We start from the raw sequence: 16,990 nt of genomic DNA, 5'->3' as shown, positions 1-16,990 counted from the left end.
CTCGCCTCCTAATCCCTGCGGGGACGCTCATGGCGCCGGTTAAGCTCAGCCATAACCTCATCCAACGGAAGCTTGCGTTCCTGCAGCAGAACGAGCAGGTGATAGATCAGGTCACTGACCTCAAGACGCAGCTCGGCGTTGTCCTTGTTCTTGGCGGCGATAATCGTTTCAGCCGTCTCTTCGCCGACCTTTTTCAGAATTTTGTCAACGCCTTTATCAAACAGATAGGTGGTATAAGCGCCTTCCGGACGTTCTTTTTCACGCTGGGCAATGACCTGCTCGAGCTCCTCCAGTACCGCAAAACGGTGTCTTTCCAGATCAGTATCCTCTCCAGTCCCTTTTGCTGCCAGTGCCCGGGAAGTAATTCCGCGGTAAAAGCAGGTCGTCTCGCCAGTATGGCAGGCCGGTCCTGCGGGCTTCACCAAAAACAGTAGGGTATCGCCATCACAGTCATAGTGTGCAGAGACGATTTTTTGCGTGTTGCCAGAAGTAGCCCCTTTATGCCATAGTTCTTGACGTGATCTGCTCCAGAACCAGGTTTCGCCGGATTCAATTGAGCGCTTAAGGGACTCCTTGTTCATATAAGCCATCATCAGTACTTCCTTGCTGGCTGCATCCTGGACGATGGCAGGGACAAGACCTTCCCTGTCAAAGATGATTTCCTCCTGCATTTGCTCCAGCGATTGCAGCTTCGTTTGTTCACTCATCTGATTTCAACCCCTTTTAGCTTTAGGTCCAGCTTCAGTTCCGGTATGGAAATTTCCTTATAGTGAAAGATGGTGGCTGCAAGCCCCGCATCCGCTTTTCCCTTTGTAAATACTTCGACAAAGTCATCCTTTGTTCCCGCTCCGCCCGAAGCGATTACCGGAATCCGGATGGCATCCGCTACTGCTGATGTCAGCGAAATATCGAAGCCGTCTTTGGTGCCATCGGCATCCATACTTGTCAGTAAAATCTCACCGGCCCCTAATGCTTCCGCCTTCCGCACCCATTCGAGCGCATGAATCCCGGATGCTTTGCGTCCGCCATGTGTATAAACTTCCCATTCACCCCATGCTTCGTTATATTTGGCATCTACAGCCACGACGATGCACTGCGAGCCGAAACGGCGTGCTCCGTCTGCAATGAGCTGCGGATTAAGCACCGCCGCCGTGTTGATCCCGATTTTATCGGCACCGGCGCGTAAAATTCTCTTCATATCATCGACCTGAGAGATTCCACCGCCAACCGTAAACGGAATAGCGATTTCACCGGCTGTTTTGCGCACAACCTCTACCATTGTTTGCCGGCCCTCGACAGAAGCTGAAATATCCAGAAACACCAGCTCGTCAGCGCCCTCCCGGTCATATAGCGCCGCCAGTTCGACCGGATCTCCCGCATCGCGCAAATTCTCGAAATTGACTCCTTTAACCACCCGGCCGTCCTTTACGTCCAGACATGGGATAATGCGTTTTGCCAGCATGGCATTGCCTCCTGCTCCAACAGCCTTTTAATTGTCCCTTCCGCTTACGATCACTTGGGGGCACACGCATGATAATAATGATCCTGTTTATGATTGTTTATTTCAGCGTTCTTACTGCTTCAGCCAGATCAATACTGCCCGTATATAAAGCCTTGCCGACGATGGCACCGCCAACGCCTTCTTGGCGATATTGGTTCAACCTAACCAGATCGTCCATCACGCTGACACCTCCGGAGGCAATGACGGTTCGTCCGCTGCTTTTAGCCAAAGCCACAATCGCATCCACGTTGGGGCCTTGCATCATGCCATCCCGGGAAATATCCGTGAAGATAAAGGTTTCTGCACCCTTGGAAGCCAGTTCCTTGGCAAGCTCCTCAGCCTTTACCTCTGAGGTTTCCAGCCAACCGCGTGTTGCCACATAGCCGTTTCTGGCATCAATGCCAATTGCCACTTTGTCACCATAGGTGCCGAGCACCTCCTCTGTAAACGCACGGTCCTCAATAGCTGCCGTACCGATGATGACGCGGCTCACACCAAGGGAAAGCAGACGCTTGACATCGTCAACGGTCCGCAGCCCGCCTCCGACCTGAACCGGAACGTTGACACCGGACGCAATAGCGCCAATCACCTCGTCATTCACTGGATGTCCGGCTTTGGCACCGTCCAGATCCACCAGATGGATATAAGAACCGCCTTGATCTTCCCATGCTTTGGCAGCCGCCAGAGGGCTGTCGTTATAAACTGTTTCCTGATTATAATCCCCTTGAATCAGCCGGACGCATTTGCCCCCGCGGATATCAATGGCCGGATAGATGATGAATGATGACATCGAATGACTCCCCCCGCTTCCCTTTTTCATGGCTTAAGCCGCAAACTGCATCTAGCCTGATATTTAGTGTTGTGACTGCTCCAATGAATGATCGTTCTTCCGTTCGGCGCATAGCTTCAAGAACTGCCCAAGCAGCTCCATGCCAAGCTCCCCGCTTTTTTCCGGATGAAACTGCATGCCATACACAGAACCGCGGCCGACAATCGCCGTAATCGGTTGTCCGTAATCCGTTACCGCGATCAGGTCAGACTTCACTTCCGGAAGAACATGATAAGAATGCACGAAATAGACATGCCCTTCCGCAAGTCCCGCTAACAGCGGATTGTCTTTCTGAAGGAACTCCAAGCGGTTCCAGCCCATATGCGGCACCTTATAATCGCCGTCCGCAAAACGGATGACCTTGCCCGGTAAAATGCCAAGCCCATCATGCTGTCCATGCTCTTCGCTGCTCCCAAACAAGAGCTGCATCCCAAGACAAATGCCAAGCAGTGGTCTCTTTGCGGCCGCCGCCTCCTTCATGACATCGCCCAGCCCACTCTCCCGCAAATGCTCCATAGCATCGCCAAAGGCGCCTACACCGGGCAAAATAATGCCGTCAGCCTTCATGATCTCCGCACGGTCGCCCGTAACGAGCGCCTCGACTCCGAGACGCTCCACGGCCTTGCTCACGCTGTGCAGATTGCCCATGCCGTAATCTACAATCGCGATCGCCACTTACAGCACTCCCTTCGTCGATGGAACCCCCGTCACCCGCGGATCGATGCAGGTCGCTTCGTCAAGCGCACGGCCAAGCGCTTTGAATACCGCTTCGATCATATGATGCGTATTTTGTCCGTAATGCACAATGACATGAAGCGTGATCCGCGCTTCGAGCGCAAGCTTCCAGAGAAACTCATGCACAAGCTCCGTGGAGAAGCTGCCTACCTGAGTGGATGGATACTGCGCACGGTATTCAAAATGCGGCCGGTTGCTGATATCGATCACAACCTGAGCCAGTGCTTCATCCATCGGTACGAAGACGCTCGCATAGCGCTTGATACCTTTTTTGTCCCCAAGAGCCTCTCGCAGCGTCTGACCAAGGCAAATGCCGATGTCCTCAACAGTATGATGATCATCGATCTCAATATCTCCGTGGGCCTGCACCTTCAAATCAAATTGTCCATGCTTCGTGAACAGATCAAGCATATGGTTCAGAAACGGTACATCCGTCTCCAGCTCCGAAACGCCAGTTCCATCTACGGAAAAAGCCAGCTTGATATCGGTCTCATTCGTTTTGCGGCTGATACTTGCATTTCGTGTACTGTTCTCCTGATTAAATTCCATTTTCTTCTCCTGCCTTCCCTTCCCGTTTAAGCCGGACCTCGATTGCCCGTGCATGCGCCTCCAGCCCTTCACCTCGTGCCAGCTCCATAATAGCCGCTCCGTTCTTCATTAGGGCTTCCTTACTATAGTAAATCATGCTTGATTTCTTAATAAAATCATCCACATCCACCGGCGATGAGAATCTCGCTGTGCCGTTCGTTGGTATAATGTGGTTCGGGCCGGCAAAATAATCCCCTACAGGCTCAGAACTGTATGCCCCAAGGAAAATTGCGCCTGCATTCTCGATCAGGCCCACATGTGACATCGGATCGGCGACCATCAGCTCCAGATGCTCCGGTGCTAAACGGTTGACTACCGAGATTCCCTCAAGCAGCGATTCCGTAACAATAATAGCTCCGTAGTTCTCAACGGAAGCAGAAGCGATCTCGCGTCTTGGCAGAAGCTCCAGCTGACGCTGAACCTCGGAAGATACAAGTTCTGCAAGCTCACGGGATGGGGTGACCAGAATGGCCGATGCCATTTCGTCATGCTCTGCTTGCGAGAGCAGATCTGCAGCGACAAATTCAGGGTCAGCCGTCTCATCCGCAAGAACGACGATTTCACTCGGTCCAGCGATGCTGTCAATGTCGACCGCGCCATAAACTTCGCGCTTGGCAAGTGCTACATAAATGTTGCCAGGTCCGCAAATTTTATCAACCGGAGCGATCGTTTCCGTACCATAAGCCAGTGCAGCAATGGCTTGCGCACCCCCGACTCGATATATTTCATGCACGCCCGCTTCTGCGGCCGCAACCAGAATATAGGGATTAATCCCTTCCGCGCCACCGGTTGAAGGCGGCGTAACCATGACGATCTCGGGTACACCCGCCACTTGAGCCGGGATGACGTTCATCAGAACGGAGGAAGGATATGCAGCCTTGCCACCGGGCACATAAACACCCACGCGCTTCAGCGGCCGGATAATCTGGCCCAGAATACTTCCATCCGGCTGCAGATCCATCCATGAATTCCGCTTTTCCCGCATATGAAAAGCGCGGATGTTATGAGCTGCAGCTGAGATGGCCTGGATAAAAGAGTCCTCCACCTGATCATAAGCTGCATCCAGCTCGGCCTTCGTGACCCGCAGCATACCGGCGGAGAGCTCGGTACGGTCCAGTTCCTTGGTATAACGGAGCAGAGCTGCATCTCCTTCAGCTCTGATGTCACTTACAATTTGTTTAACCACTGCATTTTGCTCCGGAGTCCCATAATCCACCTCTCTCCGCAGATCAAAGTCCTGTAAAGATACAACTTTCATTCGCTTCTCTCCTCGCTCTCTCCATCTGTCTTCCGTTCGACATAGGCCCGGTTTATGAATTACACCTCGGCGGCAAGAGCTTTCTGAAGACGGTCGCACAGCGACTGAATTTGTCCGTTCTTCATCCGGTAGCTCACCCGGTTGGCAATCAGACGGCTTGTAATCTCAAATATCTGATTCATCTCGACAAGTCCATTTTCCTTCAGCGTTTGTCCGGTTTCCACCATATCAACGATGCGATCAGCTAGACCGATCAACGGTGCCAATTCAATGGAGCCATTCAGCTTGATTACCTCCACCTGCTGACCCTGCTCACGAAAATACTGGGATGCCACATTCGGATATTTGGTTGCCACCCGCTGCTGAATCCCTGGTTGCCAGTTCGGAAGTCCGATTACTGACATTCGGCATTTGGCGATTCCCAGATCGAGCAGCTCGTATACGTCCCTGTTTTCCTCCATCAGCACATCTTTGCCGACGATCCCGATATCTGCCGCCCCGTACTCCACATAGGTTGGTACGTCCACGGGTTTAGCCAATATAAACTCCATATCGAGTTCAGGTAAGGCAATCACCAGCTTGCGTGTCTCATCCACCTCTATTGGAATCGGCAGTCCGGCAGCACGAAATAAATTCGCTGCCTTTTTGTAGATCCTTCCCTTCGGCATAGCTACCTTCAGTGTCTCCGTCAACGTACTCCCTCCTTATTTTTCTTATAGTCTTCAGTCCCTGTTGATCTCTGAAGAAATCTATAATCCTTCTCGGACTCCCTTAGGAGAATGTCTCTACTCGGTCATACATTCCATCGGGCTTATTCAGGCTCTCGCTCTCCTGTTGAATGAGCAGCGTCACCACCGCTCTGCCCTGTTCTCTTAGCTCAGCTGCCCGCGCAAGTCCTTCCCGGCGCTCTGCTGAAGTATATCTGATCAGGACAGGATGCTTTTCTTCATCCACAGCCCCTTTTACACCGTCAAGAATCCGGTTTGTTTTCAATGCAAAGCCTGTAGCCGGCACATCCCGGCCAAACTGGCGCAGCAGGTTATTATACCTTCCGCCGCTGCATACCGGAAAACCAAGCTCAGCTGCATAACCTTCAAACGTCATCCCTGTATAATAAGAGAAGTCACCGATCATTGTCAGATCAATCAGGACATGCTCCGAAACTCCATACGCCTCAAGTACTTCCCATACCTTGCACAGATGGCTGATCGAGGCTTGCGCCAGCGGGTGACTGCTCAGCTCTGAAGCCTGATCACAAATTTCCTTGTTACCCCTTAGCCGTAAAATGCCTTCAAGTACTTCCCGCTGCTCGTCGTTAATGGCAAGATCTCCGATCGCTTTGCGGAATCCGACATAGTCCCGGTCCAGCAGATGCTTTTTCATGGCCTGTTGCTCATTGCCGCGGCCAGATAACACTTCCTCAAACAATCCGTTGAGAAATCCGACATGACCCATCGCAATTTTAAAAGAAGCAACCCCTGCCGCTTTCAGTGATTCGATGGCAAGCGCCACCACCTCAGCATCAGCCTCCGGCGAATCATCGCCAACCAATTCAACACCCGTCTGGAAAAATTCAGCTTCCCGCCCGGCTTCCTCTTCAAAGGCCCTGAATACGTTAGCGTGGTACGATAGGCGGATCGGCAGCGGTTCCTCTTTGAGCAGCGAAGATACCACCCGTGCAATCGGTGCAGTCATATCCGAACGAAGCACCAAAGTGGTGCCGCGGTTATTCAGCAGCTTGAACAGCTTTTGATCTGACGTAGAGCTGGCTACGCCCACCGTTTCGTAAAATTCCATCGTAGGTGTCATAATCTGACGATAGCCCCAGCGGCTCATACAATCGAGTACATTGCGCTCAATCGCGCGCAGCTTGTCGACGGCATACGGTACATAATCCCGGACACCGACCGGTTTTTCAAAACCTTTTGGTTTCGACACGTCCATCTCACCTCATTTATGCATAGTAAGTTGTTTATTTTTTTGTTATGAACTTATTTAGAATTTACAAAATGCTTTATTTTATTAAAGTGGTACCTTGCTAATAAAGTAAAGTATGTTTTGATATTTTAACATGCTCTTGAAGTGCCCGTCAATGAAGAACAGCTTAGTTTATTTTAAAAAAATACCGCCCATGAATTCCAACATTTTGGATCATGAGCGGTGTCGATGAAAAACGGAAGTTTTATAAATCAATCAACCCTACATATTTTTTTAACCCACCGGAAAAGCTAATTCCCGGCAGCTTTTTTCTTTTTAGATTGGAATGGATTCGCCCCAAAGAACAACCAGGATCCTTTGACATACTTAAAAGCGAAGTACACCACAATCCAAGACAGGCTCAGGGCTATTACCCAGCCCCCTGCGATCGACACAGCATATTTCAAGCTTGAACCTCCGCTGATAAAATAGCGATACCAATACAATAGAAATGGATGCAGTAAAAATATGCCGAAAGAGCATGCGCCCATTGAGGTCAAAGCAATACGCACGAAGCGTGGGCCATAATAATAGATCGCATAGGATATATGCCAGAGCACGATACATGACAATAAAGCATGTGCATTCCTTAGAAGCTCATAAACCATGGTATTCATGCTGCTTCCTACCGTATAGTACCTATACCAAACGGCAGTATGAAGCACTCCGATTGCAATCCACAGAATCCAGGTAAGAACCCATACGGGCCCTTTTCCTGATCTGAACCCCTTGAGAGATACCGCGAGCCATTTTCTAAACTGATCATAATACATGCCTATTCCAGCCCCTAAAAATAAATAGGACAGATAGGTAATGATAATGCTGCCTTTCGGTAGGCCAAGATTCAAATGCTGCCCGGAATAACTTGGGCTAGGTAAATGAAAACCGTATTTATTGATATAGATATACAGCCACTCCAGAATCAAACCAATAGGAAAAATCCACAGCCGGATGCCGGGCTGCTTTTTAAACCACCCTAATAATAAGGGGAAAATCAAATATATCTGCAGCATGATGATGACATAATAAAGATGGGTATATGCTGTGCCCTTGTATAAGTCCTGTCCAAATTCATGCAGCATTTGTGCAAAGGGCATGTCAAACTGATCACGCCTGTATAGCTGAAATATAAAATAGAACACAGTAAACACAATATAAGGAACTAGAATATAGAGCAGCCTTTTACCATAAAAGGATTTGACGAGCCCTCGGTTCAGGGGACGGTCTATATAATTGTAGAACAGAACAAATCCACTTAAGAATATAAACACAGGTACCGCAAAGCTGCTGAATGTATTCAGAAATAGAAATGGAATATACAGCGATGTTCCCTTTGTCTCGACCAATGTCTGTGAAGTTGCGTGAATCGTTAGTACGGCCATAATGGCAAATGAACGGAAAACGTCGAGTTCATATATTCGTTCTTTTTTTAACATGATGTCTGAACACTCCTGAATACAGATCCTCTAGAAGTTGAACTATCCAATTCCCATTGTGAAAAGGAAGGTACTTGGCTAATTATCCATTTCTTCAATAGGATTTTCTGTACGCTTACTTAATTCTCTGAGCGGATTGCCTCCAACAAAAGCTCCTGCAGCCACATTTTTATGCACGACAGCCCCTGCAGCAACGACTGCTCCATCACCGATCGTTACACCCGGCAATATGGTGGTATTTGCGCCAATCAGTACATGATCTCCGATGATGACCTCACCAAGCCTGTATTCATGAATTAAATACTCATGCGCCAAAATGGTTGTATTATATCCAATGATTGAATTATTCCCAATCGTAATCTTTTCCGGAAAAAACACATCGACCATCACCATCAGGCCGAAGGCTGTGTGCTCACCGACCTTCATGCCAATCAGATGACGGTATATCCAGTTTTTGAGCGGAAGAACCGGGCAGTACCGCGCCACCTGGATACAAATGAAGTTTTTAACCCCTTTCCAGGGGCTGACGGTTTTGTAGATCTGCCAAAGCGCGTTTGGCCCTTCCACCGGATGCCGTGTCACTTTTCTCACCATGCTTACTCCTGTTCTAACAGCGTATATACATCATTCATATCATGCAGCATGTAATCCGGTTTATGTTCCAGCAGCGCTTTTTCGCCTTTCAATGACCAAGCCACTCCCGCAGAGAGGACACCGGCGGCTTTCGCCGACTGGATATCCATAGGGCTGTCCCCCACCATTAGTGTGCGAGAAGGATCTGCTCCAAGAAGTTCAACAGCTTTTAGTATCGGTTCTGCGTGAGGCTTGGGATGTTCTACATCATTAAGCGTAATGACAGCTCCCATATATTTTTGAAGACCGAACATGTCCAATACCCGGATCGTGCCGGGTTTGTTCTTCGTTGTTACCACACCGAGGCGAATCCCTCTTGCATGCAGCTGCTGCACAACCTCCTCCACTTGGGGGAACAGCTTCACCATGTCATCATGATGGACATCATTAAAGCTGCGGTATGACGTCATTAGTGTAGTGATATCCCCCAGTCCGGAAAATTGCTGCAGCTGCTGCTCCAGCGTTGCGCCCATTTTCGGAATAATTTGCTCCCGTGTCAGCGGCGCCAGCTGATGTTTCTCCAGCACATGCATAAATGAGGTGATAATCAGTTCATTGGTATCTATGATCGTTCCGTCCAGATCAAATAATATGGTATCAATCATGCTGAATTTACTCCTTTTTGTCCTCCGCATCCTCTGTTTCCTGAGTAGGTAAAGGCTCTGTGCGGGTTACTTCCTGTACTGCAGGTTTTTCTTGCAGTTCAGCGTCAGATTCTGGAACATTGTCTGGACTCGCCTTGGTCGAATAGATCGGATCCAGATAACGAACCTCCGCTTTTCCCGTTACACGGCGTACGATGATCATAACAATAGCTATGATGATAATTAAGATGGCAAGCAGCTGCGATATCCGTACATTACCATAGGCTGAATCAAGTTCACCATGCTCGAATCCCATCCATTCCATCGGTTTCCACAGTCCATTCATCAACGATGCGAGCCAGTTCGGGCCGATAAAGGCCAGGGAGTCCGTGCGGATTCCCTCAATAAAGAACCGTCCAATCGAATACCAGATAAAGTAAGACAGAAACAGCTCCGCTGAACGTAAAAACCGCTGACGGCGGAGAATGAACAAAATAATAATGCCCACGAGGCTCCATAACGATTCATATAGAAATGTCGGATGGTGAAAAACACCTTGGACATTCATTTGATCCACAATGAAATTCGGAAGATGAAGCTTGTCCCGAAGGAAAGACTCTGCGACAGGTCCACCATAAGCTTCCTGGTTTACGAAGTTGCCCCAGCGTCCGATCATTTGCCCAGTCAAAAGCCCAGGAGCACATATATCCGCAATTCTCCAAAAATTGTAGCCTCTATAACGGAAGTATATGACAGCACATATTATGGCACCGATCAATGCGCCATAAATGGCGATCCCGCCGTTCCATATTTTAAATACATCTACCAGATGATCTTTATAATCATCCCACTTGAATGCTACAAAATAGATGCGCGCGCCGATAATGGCTGAAGGCACCCCGAGCAGAAGCATATCCATGAAGAATTCGGGATTGATACCGAATCGCTTTCCTTCACGAATTGCCACCATAAGTCCTGCCAGTGCACCGAACCCCAAGATGAGGCCGTACCAGTGCACGGATAGGGATCCAATCGAAAACGCGATCGGATTGAGAAGCAATGTGGCCATTTTTTCACTCTCCTAATCCATATCTTCCATGTCTTCCGCAATGGTAGCCGTCAGCTTGTTGGTAAACTGCAGAGCCGCATTCAGGCCCATTTGCTTCAAGCGATAGTTCATGGCAGCCACTTCGATAATGACTGCAAGGTTCCGTCCAGGACGAACCGGAATCGTAACCAGCGGAATATCCGTATCGATTATTCTTGTTGTCTCTTCATCCAGACCGAGGCGATCATATTGTTTATCCTGCTGCCACGCCTCCAGCCTGACGACAAGCGTAATCCGTTTATTGTTACGGATGGCTCCCGCGCCAAACAGCGTCATAACATTGATAATGCCAACTCCGCGGATCTCCAGCAGGTGACGGATCAGCTCAGGAGCCGTGCCATGCAGTTGACTATCCGACGTTTGGCGGATTTCAACCGCATCGTCAGCAATAAGCCGGTGTCCCCGTTTAACAAGCTCCAGTGCAGTTTCACTCTTACCAATACCACTGCTGCCGGTAATAAGCATTCCGACTCCATACACATCACATAATACACCATGAATAGTCGTTGTCGGTGCTAATCTTCTTTCCAGAAATCCTGTAATACGGCTGAGTAAGATCGTTGTAGCCATACTGCTTCGCAGCACAGGCAGCTGTTTTTCCTGGCTAATCTTCACAAGCTCCTCTGGAACTTCCAAACCGCGTGTCACAACGATGCAGGGCGTGACCTCACTGCATAGGCGCTCCATGCGCTCCTTGCGTTCTTCCGCCGTAAGCATGCTAAAAAAGGCCAGCTCCGTTCTTCCTAGCAGCTGCACCCTCTCTTGGGGATGATAATCAAAATAACCGGCCATCTCAAGACCCGGCCGATTCAAATCATCGGTTGTAATAATACGTTTCAATCCTTGTTCTCCGGATATTACTTCCAGCTGAAATTGCTGTACTAATTCTGCCACTCTAACCTTTTTAGCCATGCCATGTCTCCCTTTCTGTCCGATTGGCTCAGAATCCAGCCTTATTGCTGTCCGAGACGATTCTAACGAATCCAATGTACTCATCGTAAATGAAATTTCCAATGAATGCAATCTTCGTAAAATGAACCCCTGAATCTTTGAACACCCAATAAAAAAGCCGCCCTTAAGGGGCGGCTTTGGGTTTCAGGCATACCGCCTGTATTAGTCCGTCAACAATACATTCAGTTCAGACTCTTTGTCGAAAATATGAATTTTGTTCATATCAACGGCGAGGCGAACACTAACGCCTTCACGAGTATTAGAACGTCCGTCTACACGAGCGATTACAGTGTCATTGCCAATGCCGCTCAGGTAGAGGAGCATTTCATGACCAAGGTTCTCTGTAACATCTACGTGGGAAGTGAAGATGGTGTTCGGAGAAGCTTCCATGAATACTGGCTCTTCGTGGATATCTTCAGGACGCACGCCCATGATAACTTCTTTACCAACCAGACCTTTGCTCTTCAGTGTTTGTGCTTTACCGCCTGGTACTTCAACGTCAAGTCCTTGGGAACGGAAACGTACAGCACCATTGGATTCGCTCAGGGTTCCTGTGATAAAGTTCATCGTTGGGGAACCGATAAAACCAGCAACAAACAGGTTCGTAGGGCTGTTGTACAGCTCTTCTGGAGAAGCAGCCTGTTGAATGATACCGTCTTGCATTACAACGATACGATCACCCATGGTCATAGCTTCTGTTTGGTCATGTGTTACGTAGATGCAAGTGGTTTCAAGACGCTTAACCAGTTTCGTGATTTCAGCGCGCATTTGACCGCGAAGTTTAGCATCCAAGTTGGAAAGTGGTTCGTCCATCAGGAAGACTTGCGGATCACGCACGATAGCGCGGCCCAAGGCAACACGTTGACGCTGACCACCGGAAAGTGCTTTTGGTTTACGATCAAGCAAATGCTCGATATCGAGAATTTTTGCAGCTTCACGTACACGTTTGTCAATTTCGTCTTTCTTCACTTTACGAAGTTTCAGACCAAATGCCATGTTTTGATATACGTTCATGTGGGGATACAAAGCGTAAGATTGGAATACCATCGCGATATCGCGGTCTTTAGGAGCAACGTCGTTTACAACGCGGTCACCGATATAAAGTTTGCCTTCGGAAATCTCTTCCAAACCGGCGATCATACGAAGAGTTGTAGACTTACCGCAACCGGAAGGACCTACCAGTACCAAAAATTCCTTGTCTTGAATATCAAGGCTGATATCCATAACTGTTGCTTTGTCGGAACCCGGATATTTTTTGAAAATATGCTCTAAACGTACACCTGCCATGAGATTTGCCCCCTTAAGTATATGTTATGAAATCGAATACATTTTTATAATACTATATTACCCAACATCTCGCAGACTGGCTATACACAAACTGCACAAAAAACCTATTTTCTTTTCGTTACTTTATACAATAACATCGTCAACTTCACTAAAACCGCGTCTCCAAAGCTTCTGACGTCCAGTCCGGTCTCCTGTTTGATCTTATCCAGCCGGTATAAAAGCGTGTTACGGTGAATATATAAGCGTTTGGCCGTCTCGCTCACGTTGCAGTCAAGCTGGAAGAAGGTTTCAAGTGTAGACAGGGTTTCATTATCGGAAAATAATACTCCATGGTCACCGGCCTGCTCCAAAAACAGCCTGCGCTGATCTACCGGGATGCTGTAAATCAACCTCTCCAGTAAGAGCTCCCACGGAAAATGAACATGCTCAGCAACATGGAAGGTCCGCCCCAGAAAAATGGTTTCTCTAAGGAGAGCTACCATGGAAACCAGCCACTTGGCCGGTGAAAAGGGAGTCCCCACCGATAAATGAAAAGTTCCGACCCACTCGTTAGCGATCAGTTCATATAACCCCAGTGAAAAAGCGGACAGCATGTCCGTTTCAGAATCGGAGTTTTCCTCTTCCTTATCTTCCCCTGCTCCGATGACCAGTTCCTTTTTGGCTAAAATCAGCCATTCATGACTGCGCAGAGGTACAAGTACAACCTCTCCGTCAAAATAGCTTTTCAGCAGCTTCTTAAGCTGGCTGCGGTTTACATCCGCCGCATGCACGCTCTCACAAGTAAGCAGAAAAGGTATCATTTCGCCCGTCAAACGACGCTTCAGCTCAAGGTCATCCGGGATTTCACTATCTCCACGTTCTTGGTCCAGCTGCTCTACAATCCATGAACTGAAACGAAGGCTTTCGTGTTCCTCATCGCCGTGTACTGGTCCAGGCGCATCAGCATCTGGTCTGACCTGCGCTACCAAAAGTTCAATCAGCTGCATCACTTCCCCGCTTAACTCCCGGACGGGAGCCTCCAGCGCGTATATGTGTCCGCTTTTGGAGTACAAGGGGTACCAGATCATATCCTCTACAACAACTGAATTTTTCAGTATCGGCTTGTGTTCAGTAATTCCGCTGCTACCGCTTAAAGTTTTGGGCGGCTCTTGACCTTCGGTTCGATTATATACGCTTTCAGATTGCTGTTTGGTCAACTGCTTGATGCGCAGGGGCGTTCCCACAATCTGTTCCAACTTGTTACGTAATGTCTCCATCTCCACCATCGATGTCATCCACCACTTTGCCGTTTTTGTTTCCTATTTTATCATATTACGCACCAAATTCCGAAAATCGTTAAAATGAATTAATCTAACGTTCATTCCCTCATCTAAAAAGGCATATATATAGCAAAAAGACCACCAACCGTAAGGTTAATGGTCTTTTGGATGAGCCATGAAGGACTCGAACCTTCGACACCCTGATTAAAAGTCAGGTGCTCTACCAACTGAGCTAATGGCTCATGAAACGGATGGAGGCTGATGGATTCGAACCACCGAACTCGTAGAGAGCAGATTTACAGTCTGCCGTGTTTAGCCACTTCACTAAGCCTCCATATAAGGTGGCTCGGGACGGAATCGAACCGCCGACACGAGGATTTTCAGTCCTCTGCTCTACCGACTGAGCTACCGAGCCTTACAAAAAAAATAAAGTGGTCGATGTTAATCTTCCCACTTTTTCTTGTGGAAATGCATTTTAGAATAAATGGCGGAACCGACGGGATTCGAACCCGCGGTCTCCTGCGTGACAGGCAGGCATGTTAGGCCTCTACACCACGGTTCCGCAATATTCAGGTGGTGCCGGCGAGAGGACTTGAACCCCCAACCTACTGATTACAAGTCAGTTGCTCTACCAATTGAGCTACACCGGCATATGATGGTGGAGGCTGAGGGGATCGAACCCCCGACCCTCTGCTTGTAAGGCAGATGCTCTCCCAGCTGAGCTAAGCCTCCAAAATATGTATGGTAGCGGCGGAGGGGATCGAACCCCCGACCTCACGGGTATGAACCGTACGCTCTAGCCAGCTGAGCTACACCGCCATAAATATTATATACCCTATATGTTATACAGATGGCGGAGAGAGAGGGATTCGAACCCTCGCACCGCTTACGCAGTCTAACCCCTTAGCAGAGGGTCCCCTTATAGCCACTTGGGTATCTCTCCAAGCATATCGCTGTATATACATAAAGATATCATATTCAAGTGTTTTGATCACCTGAAAACTAGATACGAAACGAATTTGTGTGTTTAGAAATGGTCTCCGTGGCCCTTACTCCGATGCAAAGCGTAACGCTTCCGGAGCAAGTTTCCCTACGGTAAACTTAGCATATGCTTCCGTAGCAAGCTTTCTTTCAGAAAGCTTTTAGGATAAGCCCTCGACCGATTAGTATTGGTCAGCTCCATGCATTGCTGCACTTCCACCTCCAACCTATCTACCTCGTCGTCTTCAAGGGGTCTTACATACTGGGAAATCTCATCTTGAGGGGGGCTTCACGCTTAGATGCTTTCAGCGCTTATCCCGTCCGTACGTAGCTACCCAGCCATGCTCCTGGCGGAACAACTGGTGCACCAGCGGTACGTCCATCCCGGTCCTCTCGTACTAAGGACAGCTCCTCTCAAATTTCCTACGCCCACGACAGATAGGGACCGAACTGTCTCACGACGTTCTGAACCCAGCTCGCGTACCGCTTTAATGGGCGAACAGCCCAACCCTTGGGACCTACTTCAGCCCCAGGATGCGATGAGCCGACATCGAGGTGCCAAACCTCCCCGTCGATGTGGACTCTTGGGGGAGATAAGCCTGTTATCCCCAGGGTAGCTTTTATCCGTTGAGCGATGGCCCTTCCATGCGGTACCACCGGATCACTAAGCCCGACTTTCGTCCCTGCTCGACTTGTAGGTCTCGCAGTCAAGCTCCCTTCTGCCTTTGCACTCTTCGAATGATTTCCAACCATTCTGAGGGAACCTTGGGGCGCCTCCGTTACTCTTTAGGAGGCGACCGCCCCAGTCAAACTGCCCACCTGACACTGTCCCCGCACCGGATGACGGTACTAGGTTAGAACCTAGATACGATCAGGGTGGTATCCCAACGGCGCCTCCACCTAAGCTGGCGCTCAGGCTTCAAAGGCTCCCACCTATCCTGTACAGATCGTACCCAAATCCAATATCAAGCTGCAGTAAAGCTCCATGGGGTCTTTCCGTCTTGTCGCGGGTAACCTGCATCTTCACAGGTATTAAAATTTCACCGGATCTCTCGTTGAGACAGCGCCCAAGTCGTTACGCCATTCGTGCGGGTCAGAATTTACCTGACAAGGAATTTCGCTACCTTAGGACCGTTATAGTTACGGCCGCCGTTTACTGGGGCTTCGGTTCATAGCTTCGGGTTACCCCTAACCACTCCCCTTAACCTTCCAGCACCGGGCAGGCGTCAGCCCGTATACTTCGCCTTGCGGCTTCGCACAGACCTGTGTTTTTGCTAAACAGTCGCTTGGGCCTTTTCACTGCGGCCCCCTCGTGCTATTCACACTACCGGGGCACCCCTTCTCCCGAAGTTACGGGGTCATTTTGCCGAGTTCCTTAACGAGAGTTCTTCCGCGCGCCTTAGAATTCTCTTCTCGCCTACCTGTGTCGGTTTGCGGTACGGGCACCTTCACCTGGCTAGAGGCTTTTCTTGGCAGTGTGAGATCATGACCTTCGCTACTATAATTTTCGCTCCCCATCACAGCCCAGCCTTACGATGTGCGGATTTGCCTACACACCAGCCTCACTGCTTAGACGGACATCCATCAGTCCGCGTCACTACCCTACTGCGTCACCCCATTGCTCATAACGGTTTACGGTGGTACAGGAATTTCAACCTGTTGTCCTTCGATTACGCCTTTCGGCCTCACCTTAGGTCCCGACTTACCCTGAGCGGACGAGCCTTCCTCAGGAAACCTTGGGCTTTCGGCGGATCAGATTCTCACTGATCTTTTCGTTACTCATACCGGCATTCTCACTTGTATGCGCTCCAGCACTCCTTACGGTATACCTTCAATGCTGCATACAACGCTCCCCTACCCCTG

Annotated in this window: 15 protein-coding genes, 8 tRNA genes and 2 other annotated features; all 23 genes read right to left on the bottom strand. The window is 49.2% G+C overall.

Annotated features, from left to right (window positions below):
• Positions 1-8: 8 nt before the first annotated feature.
• The 23 genes from hisIE to E6W40_RS21480 all read right to left on the bottom strand — a co-directional run bounded on the left by hisIE (position 9) and on the right by E6W40_RS21480 (position 15,089).
• A complete protein-coding gene (hisIE, locus tag E6W40_RS21590; protein ID WP_136607649.1) occupies positions 9-707 on the bottom strand; it encodes a bifunctional phosphoribosyl-AMP cyclohydrolase/phosphoribosyl-ATP diphosphatase HisIE in 699 nt (232 codons plus the stop codon).
• Positions 704-1,462, bottom strand: coding sequence for an imidazole glycerol phosphate synthase subunit HisF (gene hisF / locus E6W40_RS21585; protein WP_136607648.1), 759 nt, complete (start codon positions 1,460-1,462; stop codon positions 704-706). Before hisF ends, hisIE begins: the two co-directional genes overlap by 4 nt.
• A 97-nt stretch (positions 1,463-1,559) precedes the next feature.
• Positions 1,560-2,291 (bottom strand): 1-(5-phosphoribosyl)-5-[(5-phosphoribosylamino)methylideneamino]imidazole-4-carboxamide isomerase, encoded by a 732-nt coding sequence (gene hisA / locus E6W40_RS21580; protein WP_136607647.1) that lies wholly within the window; start codon positions 2,289-2,291, stop codon positions 1,560-1,562.
• Positions 2,292-2,354: 63 nt separating this feature from the next.
• Complete coding sequence (gene hisH / locus E6W40_RS21575; protein ID WP_136607646.1) at positions 2,355-3,005, bottom strand: imidazole glycerol phosphate synthase subunit HisH; 651 nt, start codon at positions 3,003-3,005, stop codon at positions 2,355-2,357.
• The gene (hisB, locus tag E6W40_RS21570; RefSeq protein ID WP_136607645.1) at positions 3,006-3,614 is read right to left on the bottom strand and encodes an imidazoleglycerol-phosphate dehydratase HisB; all 609 of its coding nucleotides are present in this window, start codon (positions 3,612-3,614) and stop codon (positions 3,006-3,008) included.
• Complete coding sequence (hisD, locus tag E6W40_RS21565) at positions 3,604-4,911, bottom strand: histidinol dehydrogenase (protein ID WP_136607644.1); 1,308 nt, start codon at positions 4,909-4,911, stop codon at positions 3,604-3,606. The genes hisB and hisD overlap by 11 nt, the downstream gene beginning before the upstream one ends.
• A gap of 59 nt (positions 4,912-4,970) precedes the next feature.
• Positions 4,971-5,603: an ATP phosphoribosyltransferase gene (gene hisG / locus E6W40_RS21560; RefSeq protein ID WP_136607643.1), complete on the bottom strand. Its 633-nt coding sequence runs from the start codon at positions 5,601-5,603 to the stop codon at positions 4,971-4,973.
• A 79-nt stretch (positions 5,604-5,682) separates the two neighbouring features.
• A complete protein-coding gene (locus E6W40_RS21555; RefSeq protein WP_136607642.1) occupies positions 5,683-6,849 on the bottom strand; it encodes an ATP phosphoribosyltransferase regulatory subunit in 1,167 nt (388 codons plus the stop codon).
• A 290-nt stretch (positions 6,850-7,139) separates the two neighbouring features.
• Entirely contained in the window at positions 7,140-8,324 is a 1,185-nt protein-coding gene (locus tag E6W40_RS21550) for an acyltransferase (RefSeq protein ID WP_136607641.1), read from the bottom strand.
• Positions 8,325-8,402: 78 nt separating this feature from the next.
• Entirely contained in the window at positions 8,403-8,918 is a 516-nt protein-coding gene (locus E6W40_RS21545; RefSeq protein WP_136607640.1) for an acyltransferase, read from the bottom strand.
• Positions 8,919-8,920: 2 nt separating this feature from the next.
• Positions 8,921-9,562 carry a pyrophosphatase PpaX gene (gene ppaX, locus E6W40_RS21540; RefSeq protein WP_136607639.1) on the bottom strand — a complete coding sequence of 214 codons (642 nt, stop codon included), beginning with the start codon at positions 9,560-9,562 and terminating at the stop codon, positions 8,921-8,923.
• A 7-nt stretch (positions 9,563-9,569) separates the two neighbouring features.
• Positions 9,570-10,610 carry a prolipoprotein diacylglyceryl transferase gene (lgt, locus tag E6W40_RS21535; protein WP_136607638.1) on the bottom strand — a complete coding sequence of 347 codons (1,041 nt, stop codon included), beginning with the start codon at positions 10,608-10,610 and terminating at the stop codon, positions 9,570-9,572.
• A gap of 12 nt (positions 10,611-10,622) precedes the next feature.
• A complete protein-coding gene (gene hprK, locus E6W40_RS21530; RefSeq protein WP_136607637.1) occupies positions 10,623-11,561 on the bottom strand; it encodes an HPr(Ser) kinase/phosphatase in 939 nt (312 codons plus the stop codon).
• A gap of 201 nt (positions 11,562-11,762) precedes the next feature.
• The gene (locus E6W40_RS21525; protein WP_136607636.1) at positions 11,763-12,887 is read right to left on the bottom strand and encodes an ABC transporter ATP-binding protein; all 1,125 of its coding nucleotides are present in this window, start codon (positions 12,885-12,887) and stop codon (positions 11,763-11,765) included.
• Between the two features lie 104 nt (positions 12,888-12,991).
• Entirely contained in the window at positions 12,992-14,152 is a 1,161-nt protein-coding gene (locus tag E6W40_RS21520) for a PucR family transcriptional regulator (RefSeq protein ID WP_136608189.1), read from the bottom strand.
• 163 nt (positions 14,153-14,315) lie between these two features.
• Positions 14,316-14,388: transfer RNA gene (locus E6W40_RS21515), tRNA-Lys, on the bottom strand.
• A gap of 10 nt (positions 14,389-14,398) precedes the next feature.
• A tRNA-Tyr gene (locus E6W40_RS21510) sits at positions 14,399-14,480 on the bottom strand.
• An 8-nt stretch (positions 14,481-14,488) separates the two neighbouring features.
• Positions 14,489-14,561, bottom strand: a tRNA-Phe gene (locus tag E6W40_RS21505).
• A gap of 70 nt (positions 14,562-14,631) precedes the next feature.
• Positions 14,632-14,708: transfer RNA gene (locus E6W40_RS21500), tRNA-Asp, on the bottom strand.
• A 12-nt stretch (positions 14,709-14,720) separates the two neighbouring features.
• Positions 14,721-14,796 (bottom strand) — tRNA-Thr (locus E6W40_RS21495).
• Between the two features lie 6 nt (positions 14,797-14,802).
• Positions 14,803-14,878: transfer RNA gene (locus tag E6W40_RS21490), tRNA-Val, on the bottom strand.
• 10 nt (positions 14,879-14,888) lie between these two features.
• Positions 14,889-14,965: transfer RNA gene (locus E6W40_RS21485), tRNA-Met, on the bottom strand.
• A 32-nt stretch (positions 14,966-14,997) separates the two neighbouring features.
• Positions 14,998-15,089, bottom strand: a tRNA-Ser gene (locus E6W40_RS21480).
• A gap of 212 nt (positions 15,090-15,301) precedes the next feature.
• Positions 15,302-16,162 (bottom strand) — a sequence feature (23S ribosomal RNA rRNA prediction is too short).
• Between the two features lies 1 nt (position 16,163).
• Positions 16,164-16,910: a sequence feature (23S ribosomal RNA rRNA prediction is too short), on the bottom strand.
• Positions 16,911-16,990 lie beyond the last annotated feature (80 nt).

Source organism: Paenibacillus dokdonensis, assembly GCF_004916975.1.
Classification (GTDB): Bacteria; Bacillota; Bacilli; order Paenibacillales; family Paenibacillaceae; genus Paenibacillus_AQ; species Paenibacillus_AQ dokdonensis.
Note: the sequence above shows the minus strand (reverse complement) of the source record. Positions and strands in the feature narration are given on the sequence as shown.